At 58.3% G+C, this 27,000-nt stretch carries 20 protein-coding genes and 1 pseudogene; 13 read left to right on the forward strand and 8 right to left on the reverse strand.

The annotated features are described in order from the left end of the window. Positions 1 to 102 precede the first annotated feature (102 nt). Genes N8E88_RS00450 through gcl form a run of 3 tightly spaced genes read right to left on the reverse strand, consistent with a single transcriptional unit; the run spans position 103 to position 3,602 of the window. The gene (locus N8E88_RS00450) at positions 103 to 987 is read right to left on the reverse strand and encodes a 2-hydroxy-3-oxopropionate reductase (protein WP_262290531.1); all 885 of its coding nucleotides are present in this window, start codon (positions 985 to 987) and stop codon (positions 103 to 105) included. Between the two features lie 4 nt (positions 988 to 991). Beyond that, on the reverse strand, positions 992 to 1,807 hold the full coding sequence (gene hyi / locus N8E88_RS00455) for a hydroxypyruvate isomerase (protein WP_262290532.1): 816 nt from the start codon (positions 1,805 to 1,807) through the stop codon (positions 992 to 994). Positions 1,808 to 1,817: 10 nt separating this feature from the next. Beyond that, positions 1,818 to 3,602, reverse strand: a complete 1,785-nt coding sequence (gene gcl, locus N8E88_RS00460) for a glyoxylate carboligase (RefSeq protein WP_262290533.1) — start codon at positions 3,600 to 3,602, stop codon at positions 1,818 to 1,820. Between the two features lie 167 nt (positions 3,603 to 3,769). On the opposite strand from gcl, the gene N8E88_RS00465 reads away from it, so the two are divergent. After that, the gene (locus N8E88_RS00465) at positions 3,770 to 4,600 is read left to right on the forward strand and encodes an IclR family transcriptional regulator (RefSeq protein WP_410010504.1); all 831 of its coding nucleotides are present in this window, start codon (positions 3,770 to 3,772) and stop codon (positions 4,598 to 4,600) included. A 5-nt stretch (positions 4,601 to 4,605) separates the two neighbouring features. On the opposite strand, the gene N8E88_RS00470 is transcribed toward N8E88_RS00465, so the two are convergent. Beyond that, positions 4,606 to 5,589 carry a bile acid:sodium symporter family protein gene (locus N8E88_RS00470; RefSeq protein ID WP_262290534.1) on the reverse strand — a complete coding sequence of 328 codons (984 nt, stop codon included), beginning with the start codon at positions 5,587 to 5,589 and terminating at the stop codon, positions 4,606 to 4,608. 374 nt (positions 5,590 to 5,963) lie between these two features. On the opposite strand from N8E88_RS00470, the gene N8E88_RS00475 reads away from it, so the two are divergent. The 5 genes from N8E88_RS00475 (at position 5,964) to N8E88_RS00495 (ending at position 11,095) form a co-directional block, all read left to right on the forward strand. After that, positions 5,964 to 6,989: a 2-dehydropantoate 2-reductase gene (locus tag N8E88_RS00475; RefSeq protein WP_262290535.1), complete on the forward strand. Its 1,026-nt coding sequence runs from the start codon at positions 5,964 to 5,966 to the stop codon at positions 6,987 to 6,989. A 67-nt stretch (positions 6,990 to 7,056) separates the two neighbouring features. Beyond that, positions 7,057 to 8,439, forward strand: a complete 1,383-nt coding sequence (locus N8E88_RS00480) for a Re/Si-specific NAD(P)(+) transhydrogenase subunit alpha (RefSeq protein WP_410010501.1) — start codon at positions 7,057 to 7,059, stop codon at positions 8,437 to 8,439. Then, positions 8,439 to 8,852, forward strand: coding sequence for an NAD(P) transhydrogenase subunit alpha part 2 (locus N8E88_RS00485; protein ID WP_262290615.1), 414 nt, complete (start codon positions 8,439 to 8,441; stop codon positions 8,850 to 8,852). Before N8E88_RS00480 ends, N8E88_RS00485 begins: the two co-directional genes overlap by 1 nt. A 10-nt stretch (positions 8,853 to 8,862) precedes the next feature. Continuing rightward, positions 8,863 to 10,263: an NAD(P)(+) transhydrogenase (Re/Si-specific) subunit beta gene (locus tag N8E88_RS00490; protein ID WP_262290536.1), complete on the forward strand. Its 1,401-nt coding sequence runs from the start codon at positions 8,863 to 8,865 to the stop codon at positions 10,261 to 10,263. Between the two features lie 58 nt (positions 10,264 to 10,321). After that, positions 10,322 to 11,095 (forward strand): fumarylacetoacetate hydrolase family protein, encoded by a 774-nt coding sequence (locus N8E88_RS00495; RefSeq protein ID WP_262290537.1) that lies wholly within the window; start codon positions 10,322 to 10,324, stop codon positions 11,093 to 11,095. 111 nt (positions 11,096 to 11,206) lie between these two features. Here the strand turns inward: N8E88_RS00495 and sucD (N8E88_RS00500) are convergent, their stop codons facing one another. From sucD (N8E88_RS00500) to N8E88_RS00515, 4 genes are all read right to left on the reverse strand, one after another. Then, positions 11,207 to 12,088, reverse strand: a complete 882-nt coding sequence (gene sucD, locus N8E88_RS00500; protein WP_262290538.1) for a succinate--CoA ligase subunit alpha — start codon at positions 12,086 to 12,088, stop codon at positions 11,207 to 11,209. Further along, positions 12,085 to 13,260: an ADP-forming succinate--CoA ligase subunit beta gene (sucC, locus tag N8E88_RS00505; protein WP_262290539.1), complete on the reverse strand. Its 1,176-nt coding sequence runs from the start codon at positions 13,258 to 13,260 to the stop codon at positions 12,085 to 12,087. The genes sucD (N8E88_RS00500) and sucC (N8E88_RS00505) overlap by 4 nt, the downstream gene beginning before the upstream one ends. 217 nt (positions 13,261 to 13,477) lie before the next feature. Then, the gene (gene frc, locus N8E88_RS00510) at positions 13,478 to 14,755 is read right to left on the reverse strand and encodes a formyl-CoA transferase (protein WP_262290540.1); all 1,278 of its coding nucleotides are present in this window, start codon (positions 14,753 to 14,755) and stop codon (positions 13,478 to 13,480) included. Positions 14,756 to 14,842: 87 nt separating this feature from the next. Next, a complete protein-coding gene (locus tag N8E88_RS00515; protein ID WP_262290541.1) occupies positions 14,843 to 16,597 on the reverse strand; it encodes a thiamine pyrophosphate-binding protein in 1,755 nt (584 codons plus the stop codon). Between the two features lie 465 nt (positions 16,598 to 17,062). Here N8E88_RS00515 and N8E88_RS00520 point away from each other — a divergent pair, with 465 nt between their 5' ends. The 7 genes and pseudogenes from N8E88_RS00520 (at position 17,063) to N8E88_RS31630 (ending at position 26,981) form a co-directional block, all read left to right on the forward strand. Continuing rightward, on the forward strand, positions 17,063 to 17,200 hold the full coding sequence (locus N8E88_RS00520) for a hypothetical protein (RefSeq protein ID WP_262290542.1): 138 nt from the start codon (positions 17,063 to 17,065) through the stop codon (positions 17,198 to 17,200). Positions 17,201 to 17,402: 202 nt separating this feature from the next. Further along, positions 17,403 to 18,695 (forward strand): oxalate/formate MFS antiporter, encoded by a 1,293-nt coding sequence (gene oxlT / locus N8E88_RS00525; RefSeq protein WP_262290616.1) that lies wholly within the window; start codon positions 17,403 to 17,405, stop codon positions 18,693 to 18,695. 239 nt (positions 18,696 to 18,934) lie between these two features. Next, positions 18,935 to 21,061, forward strand: a complete 2,127-nt coding sequence (locus N8E88_RS00530) for an acetate--CoA ligase family protein (RefSeq protein WP_262290543.1) — start codon at positions 18,935 to 18,937, stop codon at positions 21,059 to 21,061. Positions 21,062 to 21,198: 137 nt separating this feature from the next. Next, positions 21,199 to 22,398 (forward strand): ADP-forming succinate--CoA ligase subunit beta, encoded by a 1,200-nt coding sequence (gene sucC / locus N8E88_RS00535; RefSeq protein WP_262290544.1) that lies wholly within the window; start codon positions 21,199 to 21,201, stop codon positions 22,396 to 22,398. Next, positions 22,398 to 23,315: a succinate--CoA ligase subunit alpha gene (gene sucD / locus N8E88_RS00540; protein ID WP_262290545.1), complete on the forward strand. Its 918-nt coding sequence runs from the start codon at positions 22,398 to 22,400 to the stop codon at positions 23,313 to 23,315. The genes sucC (N8E88_RS00535) and sucD (N8E88_RS00540) overlap by 1 nt, the downstream gene beginning before the upstream one ends. Then, a complete protein-coding gene (locus N8E88_RS00545; RefSeq protein ID WP_262290546.1) occupies positions 23,315 to 26,158 on the forward strand; it encodes a phosphoenolpyruvate carboxylase in 2,844 nt (947 codons plus the stop codon). The genes sucD (N8E88_RS00540) and N8E88_RS00545 overlap by 1 nt, the downstream gene beginning before the upstream one ends. A gap of 105 nt (positions 26,159 to 26,263) precedes the next feature. Next, positions 26,264 to 26,981, forward strand: a pseudogene (locus N8E88_RS31630) (GntR family transcriptional regulator). The last annotated feature ends 19 nt before the right edge of the window (positions 26,982 to 27,000 follow it).

A 27,000-nucleotide genomic window follows, 5' to 3' on the forward strand; every position in this document is an offset into this window, starting at 1 on the left:
TGTCGGCGCTCTAGATTCGGCGCAGCGACGCGAAATCGCGTCACTACAGATCAGGATGCGGAAGCACAGAAAATCGCGTCAGATGGCCGCCGCAGTAGAGTTTCAGGCGACTTGGTGATTGGCGATACGTTCCAGCGCCTTCACCAGGCCGGAATGATCGAGACCGCTATCGCCGTTTGCAGCACAACTGTTGAACAATTCCTGCGTCGAGGCAGTATTAGGCAATGAAACACCCAGTGTTTTGGCGCTCTGCAGTGCCAGATTGAGGTCTTTCTGGTGCAGCGATATGCGGAACCCCGGATCGAAGGTCCGCTTGATCATGCGCTCGCCATGCAGTTCCAGAATGCGGGAGGAGGCAAACCCGCCCATCAGCGCTTCCCGTACCCGAGCCGGGTCGGCGCCGGCCTTCGACGCCAATACCAGCGCCTCCGATATGGCTTCGATGGTCAGCGCAACGATGATCTGATTGGCGACCTTTGTCACCTGACCATCACCGCAATCACCCACCAAGGTTATGTTTTTGCCCAGCAGTTTGAAGAGCGGCAAGGCGCGATCGAAGGCACTCTGCTCGCCGCCCGCCATGATGCTTAGCGTCGCGTTCTTGGCGCCAACCTCGCCGCCGGACACCGGCGCATCGATATATTCGCTGCCGGTTTCGCGAATTTTCTTTGCGAACTCCTTGGTATCGATCGGCGAGATCGAGCTCATGTCGATGACGAGCTTGCCGGGCTTCAGGCCGAAAACCACGCCATTCTCGCCGAAGAGAACATCCTTCACTTCCGGCGTGTCCGGCAGCATCAGGATAATGATGTCCGTCTTTTCCGCCAGAGCCTTCGGGCTCTCGACAATCTTCAGGCCATTGTCGATAAGCTCTTGTTTCGGCTCAATAAAGAACTTCGACGTGTAGAGCTCGTGCCCGGCATTCTGCAAATGGCGCGCCATGGGTGTTCCCATGATACCAAGCCCGATAAAACCTATGTCCGCCATGTGATCAGCTCCTCATCCTGATGATATCCGCGTGCTTTTGCGTTGTTGAAGCTTCGTTCAACCAGGCAAGGCCGCGTTGCGTTTCTGTTTTTGGTTTGTATTCGCAGCCGATCCAGCCATCATAGCCGGCTTGGTCCAAAGCTTTGAAAACGAAGGGATAATTGATCTCACCGGTACCAGGCTCATTGCGGCCCGGATTGTCGGCAAGCTGGACATGCGCGATCAGTTCCTTGTGCCGCCCATAGGTGGCGACGAGTTCGCCACGTGTTCGCTGCTGGTGGTAGAGATCGTACTGAATGAACAGATTATCGCTGCCAACCTCTTCGATGATCGAAGCCGCCTGCTCGACCGTGTTCAGATAAAACCCCGGAATATCGTAGGTATTGATCGGTTCGATCAGCAGTCGAATGTCATATTTTGCAAGCTCTTGTGCGGCAATCCTCAGATTATGGACGAAGGTCGAACGCAGGACATCATCGCTCAATCCTGCCGGAGCAATACCTGCAAGGCAGTTGACCTGCTTGCAGCCGAGCGCCGTCGCATAATCGATTGCCATGACGACGCCACGCCGGAACTCGTCGATGCGGTCGGGTAGCACGGCAATGCCGCGCTCCCCCGATGCCCAGTTGCCGGCAGGCAGATTGTGCAAGACCTGGACAAGATTGTTTTCGGTCAGTTCCCGCTTCAACTCGTCGGCGTTGTAGTCATACGGAAAAAGATACTCCACCGCCTCAAATCCCGCTTCGCTCGCCAGCGTAAAGCGTTCGAGAAATGGCATCTCGTTGAAAAGCATCGTTAAATTGGCTGCAAATTTCGGCATTTCATCCTCCTCAGTCGAGATACGCTGCAACAGCAGTCGGCGCATCTTCGGGCCGCTCCGCGAGTTCCTCGAACTCGACGACCGCGTTGATATCCATGCCCATTGCAATGTTGGTGACGCGTTCCAGGATGACTTCGATGACCACCGGCACCTGATGTTCATCCATCAGCGCCTTCGCATCTTCGAATGCTTCCGCGAACTGGTTCGGGCTGCGGACGCGGATGGCCTTGCAGCCGAGCCCTTCCGCGACAGCGACATGGTCAACGCCATAGCCCTTCTCCGCATCGCCGGAGGCGTTGATGTTGTCGAAGGCCAGACTGACCTCGAAGTCCATGTCGAAGCCACGCTGTGCCTGTCGGATCAAGCCGAGATAGGAATTGTTCACGACGACATGCAGATACGGCAGTTTATGCTGTGCCCCGACGGCAAGTTCCTCGATCATGAACTGGAAGTCATAGTCGCCCGAGAGAGCAACGATCGGTCGGTGCGGATCCGCAGCACGCACGCCAAGCGCCGCCGGCAAGGTCCAGCCAAGCGGACCGGCCTGTCCGCAATTGATCCAGTTTCGCGGCTTATAGACATTGAGGAACTGCGCGCCTGCGATCTGACTGAGCCCGATCGTCGTCACGTAACAGGCGTCGCGGCCGAACGCCTTGTTCATCTCTTCGTAAACGCGTTGCGGCTTCAACGGCACCTGATCGAAATGCGTCTTGCGCAGCATCGTGCGCTTGCGCTCCTGGCATTCCTCCGCCCATTTCGACCAGTCGCGCAGTTTGCCGGCAGTTTTCCACTCGGTCGCAACGTCCAGAAAAAGCTTCAGCGCCTTTCCAGCGTCGGACACGATGCCGAAGTCCGGCGCGAAGACCCGGCCGATCTGCGTCGGCTCGATATCGACATGGACGAACTTTCTTCCTTCTGTGTAAGTCGCGACATTGCCCGTGTGTCGGTTGGCCCAGCGATTGCCAATTCCCAGAACGAAATCCGAGGCCAGCATCGTCGCATTGCCGTAGCGATGCGAGGTCTGCAGGCCGCACATCCCGGCCATCAGCCGGTGATCATCGGGGATCGTGCCCCAGCCCATCAATGTGGGAATAACCGGAACGCCGGTGATTTCGGCAAATTCCACCAGCAGGTCGGAAGCATCGGCGTTGATGATACCGCCGCCGGCAACGATCAGCGGGCGCTCCGCTGCGTTGAGCATCGTCAGCGCCTTTTCCACCTGCGCTCGTGTCGCGGCGGGTTTGTAAGGCTCCAGGGGCTCATAGGTATCTGGATCGAATTCGATCTCCGCCAGCTGCACGTCGATCGGCAGATCGATCAGCACAGGACCCGGACGGCCCGAGCGCATGATATGGAAAGCCTTCTGAAAGACATAGGGAACAAGGCCCGGCTCCATGACGGTTACCGCCCACTTGGTCACGGGCTTGGCAATCGACGCGATGTCGACGGCCTGAAAGTCTTCCTTGTCGAGCCGGGCGCGCGGCGCCTGCCCGGTGATGCACAGGATCGGGATGGAATCGGCGGACGCCGAATAAAGGCCGGTGATCATATCCGTTCCGGCCGGGCCGGAAGTACCGATACAGACGCCGATATTGCCCGCATCAGCCCTGGTATAGCCCTCGGCCATATGCGAGGCGCCCTCGACATGGCGCGCCAGGATGTGGCGGACCGTGCCACGCGCCCGCAGCGCCGAATAAAACGGATTGATCGCCGCTCCCGGGACACCAAAGGCGCAATCGATCCCTTCCTTCTCCAGGATACGAACTGCCGCATCAACGGCTCGCATTTTTGTCATGATCATTTCCTCCAGATTTTGGTGGAACTGTAACCCAAAATTCGCATTTTTCAACACATAATGGAAATTATTCTCATTCTATGGAAATAATGACTTTCAATAAAACTGGATAAATCCGCTTTGCCGGTCTATGGCTGGATCGTGCCAGGGGATGGAACAAGGGAGCGATTGTGTCTGTTATCGAACCGGTCAAAGGCAGGAGGGGTCGCAAGGCTGCAGCGGACGCGGCGCCGTCTTCGGTGCAGGTTCTCGACAGGAGCTTGAAACTTCTCGCTATCATCGCCGACCATGATGGCTCGGCGCTCTCGGAGCTTGCCGACCAGACCGGCCTCGCGCCTTCGACCATCCATCGCCTGCTGACCTCGCTGCAAAACCACGGCATGGTCGCCCACGATCCGGAAACGGGCGACTGGACTATCGGGGTCGGGGCTTTTGCGATTGGCAATGCGTTCCTGCGCTTCCGCAAACTTGGCACGATCAGCCGCCGTTTCCTCAAGCGGCTGATGGAGGAATGCGGCGAAACCGCGAATATCGGCATCGAGGATGACGGCGATGTGGTGTTTATTTCCCAGGTCGAAAGCCATGCGCCGATGCGTGCCTTTTACCGGCCTGGACGGCGCGGCCCTATCCACGCCTCCGGCATTGGCAAGGCTATCCTTTCGACGTGGTCGGACGCCGAAATTGGCCGGACCGTGGGCGGCAAGCAGCTTGCCCGTTTCACCGATCACACACTGGATACGCTACCGGCGCTCCTGAAGAACATTCAGGAGATACGTTCGCGCGGGTGGTCGATAGACGATGAGGAACACACCCTCGGCATGCGCTGCATCGCGGCGCCGATCTTCAACGAGCATGGCGAGGCAATCGCTGGAATGTCGATTTCGGGACCGGCAGTGCGGTTACCGAAGGAAAAGCTGATCGTCCTCGGCCCGGTTATACGCGACGCCGCCGATGAACTGACGCGGGCCATGGGTGGCAAGCGACCGGAAGAGCTCTAAGAACTTCACAACACCACGGCTGCTTTTTTCCGAACGTTTGCACTGGCATAATGGCGGGCGATAACAGCGCAAACGATCAGTTGTATCTGATGGAAAAGCATTATTGGCAGGATGATGCTGCCGATGGCCTGCCCGGCAAACAGCACATTGGCGATGGGAACGCCGCTTGCAAGACTTTTCTTCGATCCGCAAAATGTGATTGCGATCTCGTCGGGCCTGGAGAAGCCGAGCAAACGGCTGCCAAACCTCGTGACCGCGAGCACGATCGCTAGAATCGCGATATCGATCGCCAGCAGAATGCCCAAATCATGCAAGGACGTCGTCTGCCACAATCCTTCATTTACGGACGCGCTGAACGCTCCATACACGACCATAAGAATTGATCCCCGGTCGACAGGCATGAGAATTTTGTTCTTGCTTCTGATGAAATTACCGATCCACGGCTGCAGGATCTGGCCCAGGACGAACGGCGCAAGCAACTGCAGAAAGATAGACCGCAGTGCGTCGAGAGAGAAACCGGCATGTCCGCTGGCCGTGAGCAGAACGCCAGCCAGCAATGGGGTAAGGAACATTCCAAAAATGTTCGACGCCGAGGCAGCGCAGATTGCGGCCGGAACGTTGCCGCCTGCTATCGATGTAAAGGCAATGGAGGACTGCACGGTGGAGGGCAGGACGCAAAGAAAGATTATCCCGGTGTACAGGGAAGGCGACAAAAACTCGGGAACAAGAACGCTTGTGGTCAACCCCAATAATGGGAACAGGACGAATGTGGCGGCCAAAATGACGATATGCAATCGCCAGTGAAGAAGACCTGCCACGACGACGTCGCGCGATAGCCTTGCGCCATGCAGGAAGAAGAGAAGACCAATCGCAAACTTTGTTGCCAACGCAAAGTAGTCTGCCGGGATGCCGTCGATCGGTAGGAATGAAGCGAAAACCACCGTCGACACAAGCAGCAGGGTGAAGGTATCCGGCAGAAAACGTGACATCTATGATTCCGAAACGGCTTTTTTGCAGGGCGTTGGCGAGCACCCGGAATGCGAGGAGATAGAGCCACCATGATATAGGACATCTATGCAGGATTCATGCTGCGGTGTTTTGCCACCCGGAATGGCGGCTGGCGCTGGCTCACAAGCCAAACAGCATTTCCGCGCGTCTTTTCTCGTCGAATCCTCTTTGCGCTCCAGTCGGCAGGATTGACATTCGAGAATTTCTTGGGATTATGTATACCACAGATTATGGGGCAGATGGCGCGTGTCTGCCTGTCGGTCCAATCACCAGGCCGGAACAAGTGACAAAAACCAGATCCCTGAAGATCACACGGGGGCAGAACGATCCAAAAAGGGCGAGCAGGAGGAAAACAATGAAGATCTGCATTTACGGCGCCGGCGCGATCGGTGGTTACATGGCAGTGATGCTCAAGCGCGGCGGCGCTGACGTTTCCATCGTTGCCAGAGGTGCGCATCTCGACGCGATCCGGCAGAACGGTTTGAAGCTCCTGGTGGACGGTACGGAAATCATCGAGCGCATGCCGGCTACCAGCAAGGCAAGTGAACTCGGTGTCCAGGATTATGTGATCGTCACGCTGAAAGCCCATCAGGCGTGGCAGGTTGCCGAGGACATGACGCCGCTTCTGGGTAAGGACACTGCAGTGGTGACGGCCCAGAACGGACTTCCCTGGTGGTATTTTCATGGCCTCCATCCGAGCGTGGCCGATCTCAGGCTGCAGAGCGTCGACCCGGATAACCGCCAGTGGGATGCGATTGGACCTGAGCGCGTCATCGGCGCCACGGTCTATCCCGCAACGGAAATCATTGGTCCCGGCGTCATCAAGCACATTTACGGCAATCAGTTTGGCCTCGGCGAACCGGATTGCAGCAACAGCGAACGGGTCAAGCGTTTGGCGGCTGTGATGGAGGCTGGCGGCTTGAAGACACGTTTCTATGACGACATTCGCAATGACATCTGGGTCAAGCTCTGGGGCAATCTTTGCTTCAATCCGATTTCTGCGTTGACGGGCGCAACGCTCGACATCGTCGCCACCGACCCGGGTACGCGGACCCTCGCGCGAAATATGATGCTCGAGGCCCAGGCAATCGGCGAAAAGTTCGGCGCGACCTTCCGGGTCGATGTCGAGCGCCGCATCGACGGCGCTGCGGGCGTTGGCGCGCACCGCACGTCCATGCTGCAGGATGTCGACAAGGGCCGCGCTATCGAACTCGACGCACTTTTGACATCCGTGCAAGAAATGGGCCGGCTTTGCGACGTGGATACGCCCTTTATCGACAGCGTGCTTGCGCTTGCCCAGCAGATGGGGCGTGTGAGGGGACTCTATCCCACCTTCCCCGAAGTGGCTGCCGTGACGGCCAGACCTGCAATGGCATCCTGACCTGTTCCAGCAGCCGTTTAACGGAATCAAGTTGCCCCATTAGAAACCCCATAAAAGGAGCAGCCTGATGATGCGGGTCGCTATTCCGAAGGAAACCGCGCCGAACGAGACTCGCGTGGCTGCCACGCCGGAGACGGTCAAGAAGCTGACAGCGCTCGGGTTTGCGGTTGTTGTCGAGGCTGGCGCCGGGGTTGCCTCGCGCATACCGGACGGCGAGTTTGTCGCAGCGGGGGCGACGATCGGCAAGGCGGCTGATATCGCCAGGGCCGATGTGGTGCTGAAGGTGCGCCGGCCTTCCTCCGCCGAGCTCAAGGCTTATAAAAAGGGTGCGGTCGTCATCGCCATGCTCGACCCTTACGGCAATGATGCGGCGGTCAAGGCGCTGGCCGATGCGGGGGTGACGGCCTTCACCATGGAATTCATGCCGCGCATCACCAGGGCGCAGGTCATGGACGTCCTGTCGAGCCAGGCCAATCTTGCCGGCTATCAGGCAGTGATCGATGCGGCGGGTGAATATGACCGCGCGCTTCCGATGATGATGACGGCTGCGGGCACCGTGCCTGCGGCCAAAGTGTTCATCATGGGCGTCGGTGTTGCCGGGTTGCAGGCGATTGCCACGGCGCGGCGGCTTGGCGCGGTGGTGACGGCAACCGATGTGCGTCCGGCGGTCAAGGAACAGGTCGCCTCGCTCGGCGCCAAGTTCCTGGCGGTCGAGGACGAGGAATTCAAGGCAGCCGAGACGGCGGGTGGTTACGCCAAGGAAATGTCGAAGGAATATCAGGCCAAGCAGGCGGCCCTGGTTGCCGACCATATCGCCAAGCAGGATATCGTCATCACCACGGCGCTCATTCCGGGGCGTCCCGCACCAAGGCTGGTCACGCGCGCGATGTATGCGCGCATGCGTCCGGGCTCGGTCCTCATCGATCTGGCGGTGGAGCGCGGCGGCAATGTCGAAGGCGCGGTTGCCGGCAAGATTACCGAGGTCGACGGCGTCAAGATCGTCGGCCACCTGAATGTCGCCGGCCGCATTGCCGCGACCGCCTCGCAGCTTTACGCCAAGAACCTCCTCGCCTTCGTCGAGACCCTGGTCGACAAGGATGCAAAAGTCATCAAGATCGATTTCGACGACGAACTGGTCAAGGCCACCGTGCTGACCCATGGCGGCAAGGTGGTGCATCCGAACTTCGCCAGTGCTGCAACTGCAGCGTCAGCACCTGCAGCCTCAGCGGCAAAGCCCGCCGCCGGCAAGAAGGCTGCTCCTGCCAAGCCAGCGGCAACCAAGCCAGTCAAAGCGCCTGTCGCAAAGGCAGCGGCGACGGCCAAAACCGCCCCCAGCAAGACTGCGACACCAAAAGCCAAAACAGCCGCAAAGACCGCTGCTGCCAAACCCGCTGCAGCCCCATCCCCTGCAGCAAAGACTGCCGCTAAAAGCACGGAAGGAGAGGCATGATGGCTGCCGATGCAACCCTCGACAAGGCGCTCGATGCCTTGAACCAGGCGGCCGAGATGGTGCGTCAGGCCGCCGGAGCCATGCCGGATGCGGCAGGCGCTGCGGCGCATGCGGTCACCGGCGGTGCGGTCGATCCCTTCGTCTTCCGCCTGGCCATCTTCGTCCTCGCCATCTTCGTCGGCTATTATGTCGTCTGGTCGGTGACGCCGGCGCTGCATACGCCGCTGATGGCGGTGACCAATGCCATTTCCTCGGTCATCGTCGTCGGGGCGCTCTTGGCCGTTGGTCTCTCGGCCAGCGGCTTTGCCACCGGCTTCGGCTTCATCGCGCTCGTTCTCGTCAGCGTCAATATCTTCGGCGGCTTCCTCGTCACCCACCGCATGCTCGCCATGTACAAGAAAAAAGAAAAGTGAGATTTGAACGATGAGCGTTAATTTCGCAACTTTTCTGTATCTCGTTTCCGGCGTCCTGTTCATCCTGGCGCTGCGCGGCCTGTCGCATCCGACCACCAGCCGCCAGGGCAATTTCTACGGCATGACCGGCATGGCCATCGCGATCGCCACGACGCTGGCTCTGGCCGAGCCGAGCCTCAAGGGGCTCGGGCTTATCGTTGTCGGCCTTGCCATCGGCGGCAGCGTCGGCGCCTATATCGCCAAGCGCATTGCCATGACGGCGATGCCGCAGCTCGTTGCCGCCTTCCACTCGCTCGTCGGCTTTGCCGCGGTGATGGTGGCCGCCGCTGCGGTCTATTCGCCGGATTCCTTCGGCATCGGCGAGGTCGGCTCGATCCATGGCCAGGCGCTCATCGAGATGTCGATTGGCGTTGCCATCGGCGCCATCACCTTCACCGGCTCGATCATCGCCTTTTTGAAGCTCGATGGGCGCATGTCGGGCAAGCCGATCATGCTGCCGGGCCGCCATCTCCTCAATGCGGGGCTTTTGATCGCCATCGTCGTTCTCGTCGTGGCGCTGGTCCTGACCGAGAGCCATCTCGTCTTCTGGCTCATCGTCATCCTGTCGCTGATCCTCGGCGGTCTGATCATCGTGCCGATCGGCGGCGCCGACATGCCGGTGGTCGTCTCGATGCTCAATTCCTATTCCGGCTGGGCGGCGGCGGCACTCGGCTTTACCCTCGGCAATCTGGCATTGATCATCACCGGGGCACTGGTCGGCTCCTCCGGCGCGATCCTCTCCTATATCATGTGCAAGGGCATGAACCGCTCGTTCATCTCGGTCATTTTAGGCGGCTTTGGCGGCGAGACGGCCGGGGCAGCGTCCGGCGAAGTCGAACAGCGTCCGGTCAAGCAGGGCTCGGCCGACGATGCCGCCTTCATCATGAAGAACGCTTCCAAGGTCATCATCGTGCCGGGCTATGGCATGGCGGTGGCGCAGGCCCAGCATGCCTTGCGCGAGATGGCCGACAAGCTGAAGGCCGAGGGCGTCGAGATCAAATACGCCATTCATCCGGTCGCCGGCCGCATGCCAGGCCACATGAACGTGCTGCTGGCCGAAGCCAACGTGCCCTACGACGAAGTGTTCGAACTTGAGGATATCAACTCGGAATTCGCCCAGGCCGATGTCGCCTTCGTCATCGGCGCCAACGACGTGACCAACCCGGCCGCCAAGACCGATCCGAAATCGCCGATCTTCGGCATGCCGATCCTCGATGTCGACAAGGCCGGCACCGTGCTCTTCATCAAGCGCGGCATGGGCTCCGGTTATGCCGGCGTCGAGAACGAACTGTTCTTCCGCGACAACACCATGATGCTCTTCGCCGACGCCAAGAAAATGGTCGAAAATATCGTCAAGGCACTCGATCACTGACAATCAGCGGCGGGCAGAAGAAAAGATCCGCACTTTTCAAAAATGGAGGATAGACAAAATGGCTCAATGGGTACGATTTGACGATGAGGGCATGGAGGGCTTCGGTCTTCTGCAAGGCAAGGATATCGTCGTTTATCAAGGCAGCATGTTCGAACAGCCGATCGCCACCGACATGCGGCTTCCACTTGCCTCGGTTCGCTTGCTGGCGCCTTGCGCGCCTTCCAAGATCATCGCGCTGTGGAACAATTTCCATCAGCTCGCCGCCAAACTCGATGTCGCGAAACCCGATGAGCCGCTCTATCTGTTGAAGGCCCTGTCGAGTGTCGCATCTCCAGAGGCTGTAGTCCGCCGCCCTCCTTCCTACACCGAACGCGTCGGCTATGAAGGCGAACTTGGCATCGTGATCGGCAAGCGCTGCAGCAATGCGTCGGAAGAGGAAGCCGCAGCCGCCATTTTCGGCTACACCTGTGTCAACGACCTGACAGCGAGCGACATCATCGCCCGCGACAAGACCTTCGCGCAATGGGCCCGCGCCAAGAGCTTCGACGGTTTCTGTCCATTCGGTCCGGTCATCGCCACCGATATCGATCCGACCGGATGCAATGTCAGAACCGAGCTCAACGGCGCCCTGCGCCAGGACTATCCCTTGAGCGATATGATCTTTCCCCCGGCAATTCTTGTCAGCGCCCTATCGAAGGATATGACGCTTGAGCCCGGCGATCTGATCTGCTGCGGCACGTCGGTCGGCGTCGGCTCGATCAAGGATCCGACCAACACTGTCCGCGTCACCATCGAGGGCATCGGCACCTTGTCGACCACATTTGTTCAGTAGGTTATAAAATGAGAGAATACCCGGAAGCCAAGGTTCCGGGTATTCTTCTATCAAACCGGATTTGGATGTTTCAGCGCTCTATCCAACTCCGGCCAGACACGTCATATTCTTTCAGGCCGCCGCGGCCATCGCCTCGCGGATGGTTTCGCCAACGAGGTGCGGGCTCTTGGCGATGATCACGCCGGCATCTTTCAACGCGTTGATCTTGTTCCCGGCGTCGCTGGCAGCACTTTGCGCAAAGGCACCGGCATGGCCCATGCGGCGTTCCGTCGGCGCATAACGGCCGACGACGAGCCCGACGACCGGAATGTCCGGTTTGATCCCGGCAAGAAACTCTGCCAGCTCCTGTTCTTCCGATCCGCCGATCTCGCCGATGGCGATCACACCGCGCGTATCCTGGTCGGCAAGGAAAAGCTCCATGCAATCGCGCATGCTCAAGCCGTGAATGGCGTCACCGCCAATGCCGACTGTTGTCGACTGGCCCAATCCCGCCGCACTCACTTGAGCGATGACTTCGCTGGTCAGCGATGCCGAGCGCGACAGGATGCCGACGTGGCCCTTGCGCTCGCTGCCCGTCGCCATCACGCCGATCTTGCAGACCCCCGGCGATAGGATACCCTGCGAGTTCGGGCCGACAAGAACCGTCGAGCTTTGCTTGAGCGCCGCGCGCACGCGCAACATGTCCTGTACAGGCACCCGCTCCGTCAGAGCCACGATCAGCGGCATACCTGCCTCGATGGCCTCGATCATTGCTGCGGCGGCGTTTTCCGGCGGCACGAAAATCATGCTGGCATTGGCGCCAGTCTCTTTCATCGCTTCTGCAACCTGATCAAAGACCGGGAGGTTCAAATGGTAGGTTCCGCCCTTGCCGGGGGTGACGCCGCCGACGATCCGGGTTCCATACTCCATCATGGCCGCCGAATAATGCGTTCCGGCCCAACCGGTCATGCCCTGGCAGATCACACGGGTGTTCTGATCGACGAGAATGGTCATGATCTTTCTCCATGTGCGGCGGAAACGGCGCGGTTCACCGCCGTCCACATGTCGGGACAGTCGATCACCTTGCAACCGAAATTGGCGAAGCGAAACCGTGCATATTCGGCATTGTTGCCCGCCAGACGAACGATAACCGGACAGGTGCGGCCCGTCCGCCGCATCGCGATGCCGAGACCGTCGGCAATGGTGTCGCAGGGCTGCATTCCGCCGCCATGCACATTGACAAGAATCGAGCGCACAGCCGGATTGTTGAGAAGAAGCGTGAACCCATGCGCGACATCGAGGCTGGTGGCCGTCGTGCGGATATCCATGAAGTTTGCAGCGCTGCCATTGGCTGCACGCACCATATCGAGCGTTGCGAGGCCAAGTCCGGCCCCATTGACAGCCAGACCGATATTGCCGTCCATCCGCAGATAGTTGAGCCGGCGATTTTGCGCGACAAGCTCGATTTCATCGCCGTCATGCTCTTCGCGTAGCGCCACCAGCTCGGGATGCCTGAACAGCGCGTTGTCGTCGATGATCATCTTGACATCGACCGCAACGAAATTGCCCGCTTCTGTCACCACCAATGGATTGAGTTCGATGAGTGTTGCATCGAGTTCGACGAAGGCCAGGCGCAGCTGATCGACAAGCGAAGCAAAGGCGGAGTGAAGGCCGGAACCAAGGCCAAGACGCTGGGCCAGGCCAGTCACGACCGCCTTCTCCAGTGCATCTCCGGTACCGAGGGAAAGCCGTTCCAGACGGGTTTCGCCCGATTGAAGCCGCTGCTCGATATCCTCGCTGCCTTCAGCGCCGGCGAGGATGGCAATTTCAGCCCTCGCCGCATCAACGAGCAACGATAGATAGAGGCTGCGGACAGGGCGAACGGCCGCTTCGATCAACACCCTGTTGACGCGGCAACCGGCTGGTCCTGTCTGTTCGGTTATGAGTGTGCGCCCAAGCATCGCGGCTGCAGCTGTTTCGACCTCGCCTGTAGACGAGACCAGACGGACGCCGCCTGCCAGGCCGCGGCCTCCCGCCAGAACCTGTGATTTCACGGCGATCCTGTCCACGCCCAAAGCCTTGGCTGCTTCGCGGGCCTCGCTGGGGGTCAGCGCCACCTGGCCTTCGGGGACATTGACACCTCTGGCGGATAACAGTGCTTTCGACTGAAACTCATGAAGCTTCATAGCCGCCTCCTCCCTGAAGCGATTAGGCTGATGTGCGACGGGGACTTGCCCCGCGAGTCGCACTTGTCGTCAAGCGCATTGGAATACATAATGCCAACAAAAACGCATGCTGTCAATCCGTAGCCGGGTTAAGATTGCTGCTAGAACAACATCAAATGCGTTGTTTGAAAAGAAAACGGCGGCACCGGGGGTTATGCCGCCGTTTTCTCGATGCGGATTACTCGGCGGCGATTTGCTGCGGAGTTCCGAGTGCACCGCTTTTCTGCAGTTCGTCGATCGTCCGCTCATCGAACCTGAGGACGTCGCGCAGAATTTCGTCCGTATGCTCTCCCAGGAGCGGGGAACGCGTAACGTCTGTCGGACTGTCGGAAAGCTTGATGGGGTTACCGACAGAAAGATAGTTGCCGCGCTCCGGATGCTCCACCTCGACGATCGTGCCCGTAGCTCTTAGCGATTGGTCTTCGGCGATCTCTTTCATGGACAGGATAGGACCGCACGGGATGTCCCTGTCGTTGAGGATCGCCATCGCCTCGAACTTGTCCTTCGTCATCGTCCATTCCTCGATGCGGGCAAAAATCGCGTTGAGGCGCGGCAGACGAGCCACGGGTTTTGCATAGTCGGGATGGGTCTTCCATTCCGGCTCGCCGATCACGTCGCAGATCGCCTCCCACACCGGCGCCTGGGTAATGAAGTAGATATAGGCGTTGGGATCTGTCTCCCACCCCTTGCATTTCAGGATGCGCCCGGGCTGGCCGCCGCCTGAATCATTGCCCGCGCGCGGCACGCTTTCGCCGAATTCGATACCCTCGCCATATTGGCTGTATTCGTTCAACGGACCGTGCGCCAGACGTTGCTGGTCCCGCAGCTTGACCCGGCACAGATTGAGCACGCCATCCTGCATTGCTGCCGAGACTTTCTGGCCGCGCCCTGTCTTGGTGCGTTGGAAAAGCGCCGTGACGATGCCGAGGCAAAGATGCAGACCCGTGCCGGAATCACCGATCTGCGCTCCGGTAACCAGCGGCAGACCATCGCGAAAGCCCGTCGTCGAAGCCGCACCGCCGGTGCATTGCGCGACGTTTTCGTAAACCTTGCAATCCTGATAGGGACCGGGGCCGAATCCCTTGATCGAGGCAACGATCATGGCCGGATTGAGTTCCTGGACACGCTCCCACGTGAACCCCATGCGATCGAGCGCACCGGGAGCGAAATTCTCCACCAGCACATCGCAATTTTTGATCAGTTCTTCCAGAACCGCCTTCCCGCTCTGATTCTTGGTATCGAGCGTGATCGAACGTTTGTTGTGATTGAGCATGGTGAAATAAAGGCTATCCACCTCGGGGACGTCGCGCAGCTGGCCACGCGTAATATCTCCAACCCCGGGCCGCTCGACCTTGATGACATCGGCACCAAACCAGGCAAGAAGCTGTGTGCATGTTGGCCCAGATTGAACATGGGTGAAATCCAGGATGCGAACACCCTCCAAAGCTTTCGTCATTCTTTTCTTCCCTTCTTTCGGCGCGGAACTTGTTCGTTCGTTCTGGCTCTCTGAGCCGGCGGCCTTTATGACCGCCGGGCTTTTTCGTTATTTGTACATCGTCTGGTTTTTGGTCCCGGGCGCATACTCGTTCGGATCGACCCAGATGTTGACGACCGCCGACCGGCCCGTCTTGGCTATGGCTTCGCGTGCCCGCAGCAGCGCCGGCTGAATTTCGGACGCCTCGCGAACCTCCTCGCCATGATTGCCGAGCATGTGCGCGAATTTGGAAAACTCGACGTCGCCAAGCTTGTTGCCGACATTGCCGCGTTCCTCGCCATATTTTGCAACCTGGCCATAACGGATCTGGTTCATCGAAGAGTTGTTGCCGATAACCGCAAGATATGGCGCGTTGAACCGATCACAGGTTTCCATGTCGAAGGCCGTCATCGAGAATGCGCCGTCGCCATAGTAGCAAAGCACTTCCTTTTGCGGATGCGCCAGCTTGGCTCCAAGCGCAAAGCCGGTCCCGACGCCCAGCGAACCAAGCGCGCCGGGATCCATCCATTGACCCGGATTGCGCGGGCGCACCGCCTGAGCCGAGATGGTCACCACATCGCCGCCGTCGCCGATGTAGATCGTATCCTCGCCGAGGAACTCATTGAGCTCGTATGCAACACGATAGGGATGGATCGGGCTTTGATCCGACTTGAGAAGCGGCAGCACCTTGTCATAGGCGATAACTTCCTGCTGCTCGAGAGTCTTCATCCACTCGCGGCGCGCCTGGCGTTTGCCCTTGTCGATCCGGGCGGATGCGGCCTGCAGGACCGCCGAAAGTATGGCACCGGGATGGCCAACGAGACCGATATCGATATCGCGGTTCTTGCCGACTGTGCGGTAGTCCTGATCGATCTGTACCAGGGTAAGGTCCTTGGAAATCCGCTTGCCATAGCCCATGCGGAAATCGAAAGGCGTGCCGATTACGATGATCACATCGGCATTGTTGAATGCAAAGCCGCGTGTGCGGTCGAAGTGATGGGGGTCACCAATCGGCAGTGTGCCGCGGCTTGCGCCGTTGAAGTAGCCGGGAATATCCAGCCCGCGCAGCAACTCGACTGCAGCCTGGGTGCTGCCTGACGTAAAGACCTGTTGTCCAAACAGGACGGCAGGGCGTTCGGCATTGACCAGAACATCAGCCAGCTTTTCGATATCCGCCGGATCGCCAATTGAATAGGTCGATGCCCTGTATTTGCCCGGCTGCGGTATGACTGCCTTTTCAATAGGAATTTCGCGATCCAGAACGTCACGCGGAATTTCCAGATAGGAAGGTCCGGACGCACCGGAGAAACACTCGCGCGCCGCCATGGAAATCATATCGGCAATACGTTCGGTGGAGGAAACACAGGCAGCAAACTTGGTGATCGGCGTCATCATATCGACGTGCGGCAGATCCTGGAGCGAGCCCATCTTGTGCTGGGTCAAGGCGCCCTGCCCGCCAATATGAAGCACCGGGCTTTCCGAGCGAAATGCCGTGGCGATACCTGTTACCGCATTGGTGCAGCCTGGACCCGCCGTCGTAACAACGCAGCCCATCTTGCCCGTCTGGCGGGCATAACCATCGGCCGCATGAGCAGCGACCTGCTCGTGGCGCACATCGATAATGCGGATGCCTTCATCGATACAACCGTCATAGATATCGATGATGTGACCGCCGCAAAGCGTGAAAATGGTGTCGACGCCTTCATTCTTCAGCGCCCGCGCCACCAGATGGCCGCCGGACACCACGCTCCCGTCGCGTACCTTCCGCTTCAATGTGTCTTCAGCCGTTGATGTGGCCTTTTCAACCTTTGTGACGATTGTCATGGACGTCTTTCCTCTATTGAATTTTTGTCGTCTCTTATCGTTGGCACTTGGCCGTGCGCCTTTTCAAACGCTCGTTGAGATCGATAGACCCTGTCTTCCCCCTGTCCCGGATTGCCGCCTCAAAGACGCAACCAGCGGAGACAGTCGAAAGAGAAGAGCCAGATTTATAAAGTCCGCGCCGCTTCCCTACCCGTGTGTCGGGTTAGTTAAAGTGCTCTTGCAGAATTTCTGGCATAATAAATACCATAAGTCAAACGCCCTTCTTAACGATAATCGCCGAGCGGGAAAAACCAGTTGAGGGCCGTAAAAAACGTCGAAACAAAAGGGCGGCTGGCGGCGTTATAAGAGTGTGCAGTGCACAACCTATGCAAAAATGGGATGCTGATATGCATCTGGCGCCGTTGTGAACTGGGATATGGTATGCCAGATAAGGGTCATCTTAACGGTAAACAGGAGTGTCAAATCATGCCGGCACGTGCAGAAATAGCCAATTCAGCCGATCGTACCGCCCGCCGCGGTATCATCGAGACGATTCTTGCCTTTCTCGACAGAGTTGCACGCACGAATGCACGCAACAAAAATAACGAACCTTTTGGTCTTTGATCGCTGAAAAGTTACGTTTCCTCCCCTTAAACGGCTGCCGGATCACCTCCAGCGGCCGTTTAACATTTTGAATACATTCAGTATTTACAAAAGTTGTATAGCAACACAAGCTTGGCTCTTGTCTTTTGGTATAACAGATACCAGTATGTCCCGATCAGCGCATGGCATTTTAGCTACATAAAAGGCGTAGAAAGGGATGAACATGACTCAAGCGGTAAAAGAGGAGTTCCGCTCGCGGCAGGTCAGCGACGGATTCAGATGGGTACAGTTGGCAATTGGCGTGATCTGTATGGTCATGATCGCCAACCTGCAATATGGCTGGACGTTCTTTGTTCCCGAAATTACCAAACAATTCGGTTGGGGGCGTGCCGAAATTCAATGGGCTTTCACGCTCTTCGTCCTGTTCGAAACATGGCTCGTTCCCATCGAGGGCTGGTTCGTCGATAAATACGGCCCGAAGATCGTCATCATTTTCGGCGGGGTGCTCTGCGCCATCGGGTGGGTGATCAATTCACAAGCCGAAACCCTGTTTGCATTCTACATCGGCCAGATTGTTGCCGGTATCGGAGCGGGCGCGGTCTACGGTACCTGCGTGGGCAATGCATTGAAATGGTTCCCCGATCGGCGCGGCCTTGCAGCGGGCATCACGGCAGCCGGATTTGGCGCGGGGGCCGCGCTGACGGTCTGGCCCATCCAGGCCACGATCGCGAACTATGGCTTCCAGAGTGCTTTCCTGACCTTCGGCATCGGCCAAGGCGTTGTTATCGTTATCCTTGCGTTCTTCCTGCTGGCTCCGAAGCCAGGTCAGGTGCCGGAACCGACAAACAAGGGCCCGATCATCCAAAGTCGCCGGCAGTACTTGCCTTCTGAAGTGGTCAAGCACCCTATTTTCTGGCTCATGTATGCCATGTTCGTTGCGGTGGGTGCCGGCGGCCTCGTTGTAACGGCCAATCTTGCGCCGATGGCCAAGGATTTCGGTGTTGCGGATATTCCGATGTGGCTGGGCATACCGGCTCTGACACTGGCTGCTACCCTCGACCGTCTTCTCAATGGCCTGACGCGACCGTTCTGCGGCTGGGTGTCGGACAAGATAGGGCGCGAGAACACCATGTTCATCGCCTTCGGTATCGAGGCGATCGGTATCTACATGCTCTATCTCTACGCGGGCAATCCGGTGATGTTCGTCATACTCAGCGGTTTGGTGTTCTTTGCCTGGGGCGAAATCTATTCTCTGTTCCCGTCAACCTGCACCGATACATTCGGCTCCAAATTTGCAGCCACCAATGCGGGACTGCTCTACACCGCCAAAGGTACAGCAGCGCTTCTCGTCCCATTTGGCACCGCGATGGCGGCAGATGGCAACTGGAACTCGGTGTTTATCATCGGCGTCGTCCTGAATGGCGCTGCAGCCCTTCTGGCTCTGTTCGTACTCAAGCCATGGCGTGCAGGCATTATTCGCAGAACGGAAGAAAACGTTCTGCAGCCTGCCCAATAATATCCCGACAGCATTCGCCTGGGCTGGATGATTCAGCCCAGGCATTCAGCTTCAGACACTCAATCAGCATCGAAGCAACCAGCTACCAGCCAGAGATCAGGACTTGACAGTGATTTTTCTGGTATACAATATGCCAATATGGGCGCCAAAGACAACTTTACCAGTTCGCGCCGCTGGCAAACCAGGCCACATCAATGCCGCCGTCACCGGGAGTGCACGCGGCCATCACGGAGGAAATCATGCTCGATAAAACCGTTGTCCGTAACGTACTGGAAGCGGCGCGGGCCGAGGGCCGCCAGGCACTCACCGCACCCGAAGGCAAGCTTATTTGCGATGCCTATGGCATAGCAGTTCCGCAGGAGGGCGTTGCCGGCAGCGCCGGGGAAGCCGCCTCGCTTGCATCGTCCATGGGTTTTCCGGTGGTCATGAAGATCGTCTCTCCGGATATCCTGCACAAGACCGAAGCAGGCGGCGTTATCGTCGGCGTCAAATCTGCCGAGGAAGCCAGGGCCAGTTTCGACAAGATCATCGCCAACGCCCAAGCCTACAAGGCCGATGCGGAAATCGTCGGCGTGCAGGTCCAGCAAATGCTGACCGGCGGCCTCGAGGTCATCATCGGCGCTGTAACCGACGACAGCTTCGGCAAGCTCGTTGCCTTTGGCCTTGGCGGCGTCCTCGTCGAAGTCCTGAAGGACATTACCTTCCGTCTCGCACCGGTGACGCACGACGAAGCCCTGTCGATGCTCGACAGCATCCAGGCAGCGGAAATGTTGAAGGGCGTGCGCGGCGGCGAGGCGGTCAATCGTATCGCGCTTGCCGATATGATTGTGCAGGTCTCCAAGCTCGTCGACGACTATCCGGAAATCTCCGAGCTCGATCTCAATCCGGTTTTCGCCACCAGGGAAGGCGCGATTGCCGCCGACGTGCGCATTGTCGTCGATTACAATCAGGCCAAGCCTCGCCATCGCCCGTCCCAGGAGGAAATCCTCAAATCCATGAACCGCATCATGCGGCCGAAGGCGGTCGCCGTGATCGGCGCTTCGGCAGAGGATGGCAAGATCGGCAATTCCGTGATGAAAAACCTCATCAACGGCGGCTACAAAGGACAGATATATCCGATACATCCGAAGGCCGAAGAGATCCTTGGCTACAAGACCTACAAAAGCGTCAAGGATGTTCCGGGCGATATCGATACGGCGGTCTTTGCCATTCCCGCCAAACTGGTTGCCGGCGCCCTTGCCGAATGCGGCGAGAAGAAAATTCCTGGCGCAGTCCTCATTCCCTCGGGCTTTGCTGAAGCCGGAGAACCGGAACTGCAGGACGAAATCGTCAAGATAGGCCGCAAATACAATATCCGCCTGATGGGCCCCAACATTTACGGCTTCTACTACACGCCGGAAAATCTCTGCGCGACGTTCTGCACGGCTTACGACGTCAAGGGCTCGGCGGCATTGTCGTCACAGTCCGGCGGCATTGGCATGGCGATCATCGGCTTTTCGCGTTCGGCCAAGATGGGCGTGTCGGCGATTGTCGGTCTCGGCAACAAGTCGGATATCGATGAGGACGACCTGCTCACCTTCTTCGAGCAGGACGACAATACGCGCATCATCGCCCAGCATCTGGAGGATCTGAAAGACGGCCGTGCCTTTGCCGAGGCCGCAAAACGCGTCTCGCAAAAAAAACCGATCGTCGTCCTCAAGGCGGGACGCACCTCCGCCGGTGCCAAAGCGGCCTCCTCGCATACGGGCGCGCTTGCCGGTAACGACAAGATCTACGAGGACGTTTTCAAGCAGGTCGGCGTCATCCGCGCCCGCTCGCTGCGGCAGCTCCTCGAATTCGCCCGCGGCATTCCGGTCATGCCAACGCCGAAGGGCGAAAATGTCGTCATCATCACTGGCGCTGGCGGCTCGGGCGTACTTCTCTCCGACGCCTGCGTCGATAACGGCCTCAGTCTCATGGGAATGCCGGACGATCTGGATGCGGCCTTTCGCAAGTTCATTCCGCCCTTCGGTGCCGCGGGCAATCCCGTCGACATCACAGGCGGCGAACCACCCCTCACCTACAAGAACACGGTCAAACTCGGCCTCGAGGACGATCGCATCCACGCGCTGATCCTCGGTTACTGGCACACGATCGTCACCCCGCCGATGGTCTTTGCCAAGCTCATGGTCGAGGTGAAGGAAGAGATGGCGGCCAAGGGTATCGAGAAGCCGATGGTTGCGTCGCTTGCCGGCGATGTCGAGGTCGAAGAGGCCGCCGAATATCTCTACCAGCATGGCATCCCCGCCTATGCCTATTCGACCGAGCTACCAGTCGAGGTACTGGGAGCGAAGTACAAATGGGCCAGAGGCGCAGGTTTGCTCTAGAGCAATCCCAGGAAAAGTGGGAACCGGTTTTCCGTCCGGAATTGCGTAAAAACAAATACCTCCCCGCCGGGCCCTGGCGCGAGCCAGGGTCTGGTGCCCTCATAAAATTTATCACTCTCAAGGAGGACGTTTCTCCAATGCACATTCATGAGTATCAGGCCAAGAGTGTTCTGAAGTCCTTTGGCGTGCCTGTCCCGGAAGGCTATCTGGCTGTGGACATCGACGAGGCCGGTGAAATGGCCGCAAGGCTTCCTGGTCCGGTCTTTGTTGTCAAATCGCAAATTCATGCCGGCGGTCGCGGCAAAGGTTCGTTCAAGGAACTGGGCGAAGGTGCAAAGGGCGGCGTCCGCCTTGCCCGTTCCATTGCGGAAGTTCGCGAACATGCCGCCGAAATGCTCGGCAATACACTGGTGACGATCCAGACCGGCCCCTCAGGCAAGCAGGTCAACCGCCTCTATGTCGAGGACGGATCGCAGATCGAGAAAGAATTCTACCTCTCGCTCCTGGTCGACCGCGCAACCAGCCGCGTTTCGTTCGTTGTCTCCACCGAGGGCGGCATGGACATCGAAACCATCGCGCACGATACACCGGAAAAGATCCTCACGTTCTCGGTCGATCCCGCAACGGGCATCTTGCCCCATCATGGCCGCGCCGTTGCCAAGGCGCTGGAACTCGACGGCGATCTCGCCAAACAAGCGCATACACTCGTCGCAAAACTCTATACGGCGTTTACCACCAAAGACATGGAGATGCTCGAGATCAATCCGCTGATCGTCTCGAAGGACGGCCAGCTGAAATGTCTCGACGCCAAGGTCAGCTTCGATTCCAACGCGCTCGCCCGTCATCTCGACATTTTCGAAATGCGCGATGAGACCGAAGAGGACGCCAAGGAGATAGAAGCGTCGAAATACGACCTCTCCTACATCACGCTCGACGGCAGCATTGGCTGCATGGTCAACGGCGCCGGCCTTGCCATGGCGACAATGGACATTATCAAGTTCTACGGCGCAGAACCGGCCAACTTTCTCGATGTCGGCGGTGGCGCCACCGCAGAGAAGGTCGCAGCGGCATTCAAGATCATAACTGCGGATCCGAATGTAAAAGGCATTCTCATCAACATCTTCGGCGGCATCATGCGCTGCGACGTGATTGCAGAAGGCGTGATCACCGCTGTCAAGGAAGTGGGGCTGACCGTCCCTCTCGTCGTTCGCCTCGAAGGCACCAATGTAAATGAGGGCAAGAAGATCATCGCGGCATCGGGGTTGAACGTCATCCCCGCTGACGATCTCGACGATGCCGCCCAGAAGATCGTCAACGCAGTCGGAGGCTTGAACTGATGTCGATACTGATCAACAAGAATACCCGTCTCCTCTGTCAGGGTTTCACCGGCAAGACCGGCACCTTCCACAGCGAACAGGCGATCAAATACGGCACCCGCATGGTCGGCGGTACCTCCCCCGGCAAAGGCGGAACGTCACATCTCGATCTGCCCGTCTTCGACACGGTAGCGGAAGCACGTGAAGCGACCGGAGCTGACGCCTCGGTTATTTACGTGCCGCCTTTCGGCGCGGCGGACGCTATCTGTGAGGCGATCCAGGCGGAAATTCCGCTGATCGTCTGCATCACGGAAGGTATCCCGGTTCTCGACATGCAGCGTGTCAAACGTGCATTGAGCGGTTCGAAATCCCGACTGATCGGCCCCAACTGTCCCGGCATCATGACTGTCGATGAATGCAAGATCGGGATCATGCCAGGCTCCATCTTCCGCAAAGGATCTGTCGGCATCGTGTCGCGCTCGGGTACGCTGACCTATGAGGCAGTATTCCAGACCTCGCAGCAGGGTCTTGGCCAGACCACCGCGGTCGGAATCGGTGGCGATCCCATCAAGGGCACCGAGTTCATCGATGTGCTGGAAATGTTCCTCGCCGATCCTGCGACGGAGTCGATCGTGATGATCGGCGAAATCGGCGGTTCGGCTGAAGAAGAAGCCGCACAATTCCTTGCCGATGAGGCAAGGCGCGGACGCTCGAAGCCAACGGTCGGGTTCATTGCCGGGCGGACAGCACCTCCCGGCCGGCGCATGGGCCATGCTGGAGCCATCATATCCGGCGGCAAAGGTGGCGCAGAAGACAAAATCAGCGCCATGGAAGCAGCTGGCGTCCGGATCGCCTCCACACCGGCGCGTCTTGGCACCACACTGGTCGAACTTCTGAATGAGCGCTCGGTATCTCCACGCCTGTCAGCAACTGGTTGATGGCAGCCCCGGCACCGGATCAAACCGTCATGTCGCTTGAAAATCACTGCCGCGAAAGGCTTGCCGCCTTTCGCGCGCGGCTGACCGACGAACCGCGCTATAATCCTGTCGCGCAGCTCTCCTTCGAGCTGTCGCGTGATCTCGAGGCAGGCACGCTTAGCAGACACGATTTGGCTGGCCTCATCCATTCTCTCGGCAAGGCCAGCTTTCAGGCCCGCGCCCGTGCACTCGCCGGTTACGTTGGTCCGCTCGATATGGATGAGAATCGCAAGCGTCTGACGTCCGCCATCGAATCCCTGCTCGGCGATGACGGCACATTCGAGGAGGATCTTGCCGCCCTTCGTCGTTGCCAGCTTGGCTTGGTGTTCACAGCACATCCAACCTTTCTCCTGTCGCGCCGCCAGCGCAACATGCTGGCCCGGCTCGCCAATGGCGAAATCGTAGAAGACGATGAAACAGGTTTGGGTCCTGATCGCCCGATTACGCTGAATGATGAGCATGAAGCGGTGGTTATGGCGATCGATAGAGTCAGCGACGCGATCGCCGAGTTTTCGAGATTGTCGATTGAGATCCTGCGCCAGCGCCATGGAGATAGGTGGCGGGAGGCGCAGATTGGTTTTGTCGGTGTTGGTACCTGGGTGGGCTACGATCTGGATGGACGCACCGACATAGCCTGGATCGACATGTTTCGCTTCAGGCTTGCTGAAAAATCGCGGCAGATCCGTCGCTATGAAGCTTCAATCACCCGGATACTCGCAAAGCCCGGATGCGGATCGGCGATCGGAAACAAGCTCGGACAGATGGCCCTGAAACTCGAGCGGCTCCACGCGTGGAGCGATCTTGTGCTTGAGGCTTTTTCGCAAATGCCGCTTGATCCGTCAGCCCTTGAGGCCGCTTCGGAGATATTGACGACAGATCATCCCGACCGGATCGTCAGCATCGATCCCTTGCTCTCCATCCTGGACGCGGCCGTTGCGGATACCCCCGACGAGATTGCCCTGGACCTGCTTATTCTGCGCAGCGAGATGGCAGCGCTCAGCTTTGGCGTGGGTGAAGTTCACCTGCGTATCAATGCGACACAGCTTCACAACGCCATCATGCAGTATCTGGACCTTGATTCCGGAGAACAGATCGGCAGCCGATCCATTCTCGAAATGCTTGGCGAACTCATCCGCGATGCCGATAAGTACCAGGTCAACTTCGCCTCCCTCGATATCGAGCAAAAAACTGCGCTACGTCAGTTCCTGCTTGCCGCCCAGATTCTCAAGCACGTCGATAGCGATTCCTCCATTCGCCTGTTGATTGCCGAATGCGAAAACCCGGCAACTGTTCTTGCCGCAATGTGCTTCGCCCGGCTGTTCGGCGTCGATCACAAGCTCGATATATCGCCGCTGTTCGAAACACCCACAGCGCTGGAGAACGCAGCCCGCTTCTTCGACGTGCTTTTTACCATTCCTGAATACCGGGACATCGTGCGTGCTCGCGGTCGCATAGCAATACAAACCGGCTTTTCCGATTCCGGTCGTTTCATGGGTCAAATTCCGGCGGCTCTCGCCATTGAACGCGTCCAGGGGCAACTGGCGCGTGCATGTATTCGTCACGAACTCACTGATGTCGAAGTCCTCATTTTCAACACGCATGGCGAATCTGCAGGCCGCGGCGCCCACCAGCGCTCATTCGTGGACCGGGCCTTCTACGTGCTTAGCCCATGGATCCGCCACCAATACCGCGATGCCGGCATTACTCTGAAACATGAGGTGAGTTTTCAAGGCGGCGACGGATATCTCTATTTCGAGACGCCGGAGCTGGCTCTTGCCACGTTGACGAGACTTGTCGAATGTGAGGTGCCGACACGTGGCGCGCCAGAAGATGACCTGCTCTACGCCAAGACGAGCTTTTCCTTCGACTTTTATCGGCATATTGCGAATTTTCATGACCATCTTCTGAATGACCGGGCCTATCACAGAACGCTAGGGTCGTTTCCGCAAGGGCTTCTCAACGAGACCGGTTCGCGCAAATCGCGCCGGCAGTTCGATGTCGCCGGCGCCGAAGTCCATCAGGTCAGGAAAATCCGCGCGATCCCCCATAATGCCATCCTGCAGCAACTCGGCTACCCGCTGACTGTGGTCTCCGGTTTCGGAAGTGCCGTGCGCGGTGATGAGGATCGCTTCGTGGAAGTTTATAAGGGATCGGATCGCCTGCGCCGGCTTACATCTCACGTTTTTGCCACGAAACAGAAGTCGAGCATCAAGGCGCTTGCCGCTTTCGCAACCGTTTACGACCCCGCATTCTGGTCGTCGCGACCCTATGCCGGCGCCGAGCCGCATCTCGCCGCACCTTGTCTTTCGATAACACAGCTCCTTGAAGGCGATGAAAGGGCGACGGCCATAAGCGCGCTAGCGGTCAAGCTGAGGATCGATGCCATCTGGCTTCATCGCATCCTGGATGCGGTCGAACTACCCGCGGGCAAGCCACGGGAGTCAGAACATGAGCGCAGCGATATGCTGCAGGCCATACGCCTGGCACTGTTGCAGCACATCTTTCTCATGGCCGCGCGCGTTCCGCGATTTTCGACGCGCAACGATATTTCTCGCGACGACATCATGGAACTGATCTTCAGCCTGCGCATACCCGAAGCAGTCGAATTGCTCCGCGGAGCGTATCCCGGGGACCCCGTCGATATGAAGAAATATCACCTTAGCGAGCCATTCACCTATCCGGGAGAACGTCCCTCGAACTATGCCGATCTCAGCGCCCGGTTGATCGACCCGATTGCCGATACCTACACCGCCATTCTTGAAGCCGGCACAGCGGTGGCTCTTGATTTCGGCGCTCATGGCTAACGTAAATGGTTGCAAAAACTCGCAAAATGACTTCAATGAATTAAATATGGTATTATACATTCCAAATATAAATGGAGATGATCCGACGTGAGCCCGAGAACCCACATGCGTTGGCCGCTGGCCGATGACGTCACCCCGGACCTCGTCCTCGAGCCTTTTGCGGCCGAGCCGAACTTCAAAACGCGAATCTATGCGACGTTGAAGCAGGCCATCGCCAATATGGACATCTATGCGACGTCCGAAGACACCTGGCTCGACGAACGGCAATTGGCCGATCGGCTTGGTGTCAGCCGTACGCCCATCCGCGAAGCGATCGCGATGCTGGAGCAACAGGGGTTTGTGAAATCCATTCCTCGCCGCGGTATCATGGTGTTGCGCAAGACAAAGCGCGAAGTGATCGAAATGATCCAGGTCTGGGCTGCCTTGGAAGCCATGGCCGCCCGCCTCGTCTCGCTCAATGCCAGCGGCAAGGATATTGCACGCCTGAGGACGCTCTTCGAAAAGTTCCATGACGGCCACAAGCCGGCCGATTATCTGGGCGAATATTCCGAAGCCAATTTGCAGTTTCACCAGACCCTGATCCAGATGACGGATCTCGAAAATTCTCCGGGAAACGACCGAGAATATTCTCCTCCACGTTCGAGGCATCCGGAAGATTACCATCGGACGCGACGACCGCGCATCCCAGTCGATCAAGGATCATCTGGCGATCATTGCGGCTTTGGAAAAGCGCGATACCGAGACGGCCGAAAAGCTCTGCCGCGATCACACGCTCGGCCTTGCCGCCTACGTAGAGAAGCATAGCGAAGGTATTTTCGACTGAGAAACCTGACCGCTCGCCG

The organism is Phyllobacterium zundukense, from assembly GCF_025452195.1.
In the GTDB taxonomy this organism is placed as follows: Bacteria; Pseudomonadota; Alphaproteobacteria; order Rhizobiales; family Rhizobiaceae; genus Phyllobacterium; species Phyllobacterium zundukense_A.

What these genes read in the sequence shown, in the direction of transcription:
- N8E88_RS00450 (WP_262290531.1), bottom strand. Translation starts at nt 987, where the DNA reads ATGGCGGACATAGGTTTTATCGGGCTTGGTATCATGGGAACACCCATG.
- hyi (WP_262290532.1), bottom strand. Translation starts at nt 1,807, where the DNA reads ATGCCGAAATTTGCAGCCAATTTAACGATGCTTTTCAACGAGATGCCA.
- gcl (WP_262290533.1), bottom strand. Translation starts at nt 3,602, where the DNA reads ATGACAAAAATGCGAGCCGTTGATGCGGCAGTTCGTATCCTGGAGAAG.
- N8E88_RS00470 (WP_262290534.1), bottom strand. Translation starts at nt 5,589, where the DNA reads ATGTCACGTTTTCTGCCGGATACCTTCACCCTGCTGCTTGTGTCGACG.
- N8E88_RS00475 (WP_262290535.1), top strand. Translation starts at nt 5,964, where the DNA reads ATGAAGATCTGCATTTACGGCGCCGGCGCGATCGGTGGTTACATGGCA.
- N8E88_RS00480 (WP_410010501.1), top strand. Translation starts at nt 7,057, where the DNA reads ATGATGCGGGTCGCTATTCCGAAGGAAACCGCGCCGAACGAGACTCGC.
- N8E88_RS00485 (WP_262290615.1), top strand. Translation starts at nt 8,439, where the DNA reads ATGGCTGCCGATGCAACCCTCGACAAGGCGCTCGATGCCTTGAACCAG.
- N8E88_RS00490 (WP_262290536.1), top strand. Translation starts at nt 8,863, where the DNA reads ATGAGCGTTAATTTCGCAACTTTTCTGTATCTCGTTTCCGGCGTCCTG.
- N8E88_RS00495 (WP_262290537.1), top strand. Translation starts at nt 10,322, where the DNA reads ATGGCTCAATGGGTACGATTTGACGATGAGGGCATGGAGGGCTTCGGT.
- sucD (WP_262290538.1), bottom strand. Translation starts at nt 12,088, where the DNA reads ATGACCATTCTCGTCGATCAGAACACCCGTGTGATCTGCCAGGGCATG.
- sucC (WP_262290539.1), bottom strand. Translation starts at nt 13,260, where the DNA reads ATGAAGCTTCATGAGTTTCAGTCGAAAGCACTGTTATCCGCCAGAGGT.
- frc (WP_262290540.1), bottom strand. Translation starts at nt 14,755, where the DNA reads ATGACGAAAGCTTTGGAGGGTGTTCGCATCCTGGATTTCACCCATGTT.
- N8E88_RS00515 (WP_262290541.1), bottom strand. Translation starts at nt 16,597, where the DNA reads ATGACAATCGTCACAAAGGTTGAAAAGGCCACATCAACGGCTGAAGAC.
- N8E88_RS00520 (WP_262290542.1), top strand. Translation starts at nt 17,063, where the DNA reads ATGCCGGCACGTGCAGAAATAGCCAATTCAGCCGATCGTACCGCCCGC.
- oxlT (WP_262290616.1), top strand. Translation starts at nt 17,403, where the DNA reads ATGACTCAAGCGGTAAAAGAGGAGTTCCGCTCGCGGCAGGTCAGCGAC.
- N8E88_RS00530 (WP_262290543.1), top strand. Translation starts at nt 18,935, where the DNA reads ATGCTCGATAAAACCGTTGTCCGTAACGTACTGGAAGCGGCGCGGGCC.
- sucC (WP_262290544.1), top strand. Translation starts at nt 21,199, where the DNA reads ATGCACATTCATGAGTATCAGGCCAAGAGTGTTCTGAAGTCCTTTGGC.
- sucD (WP_262290545.1), top strand. Translation starts at nt 22,398, where the DNA reads ATGTCGATACTGATCAACAAGAATACCCGTCTCCTCTGTCAGGGTTTC.
- N8E88_RS00545 (WP_262290546.1), top strand. Translation starts at nt 23,315, where the DNA reads ATGGCAGCCCCGGCACCGGATCAAACCGTCATGTCGCTTGAAAATCAC.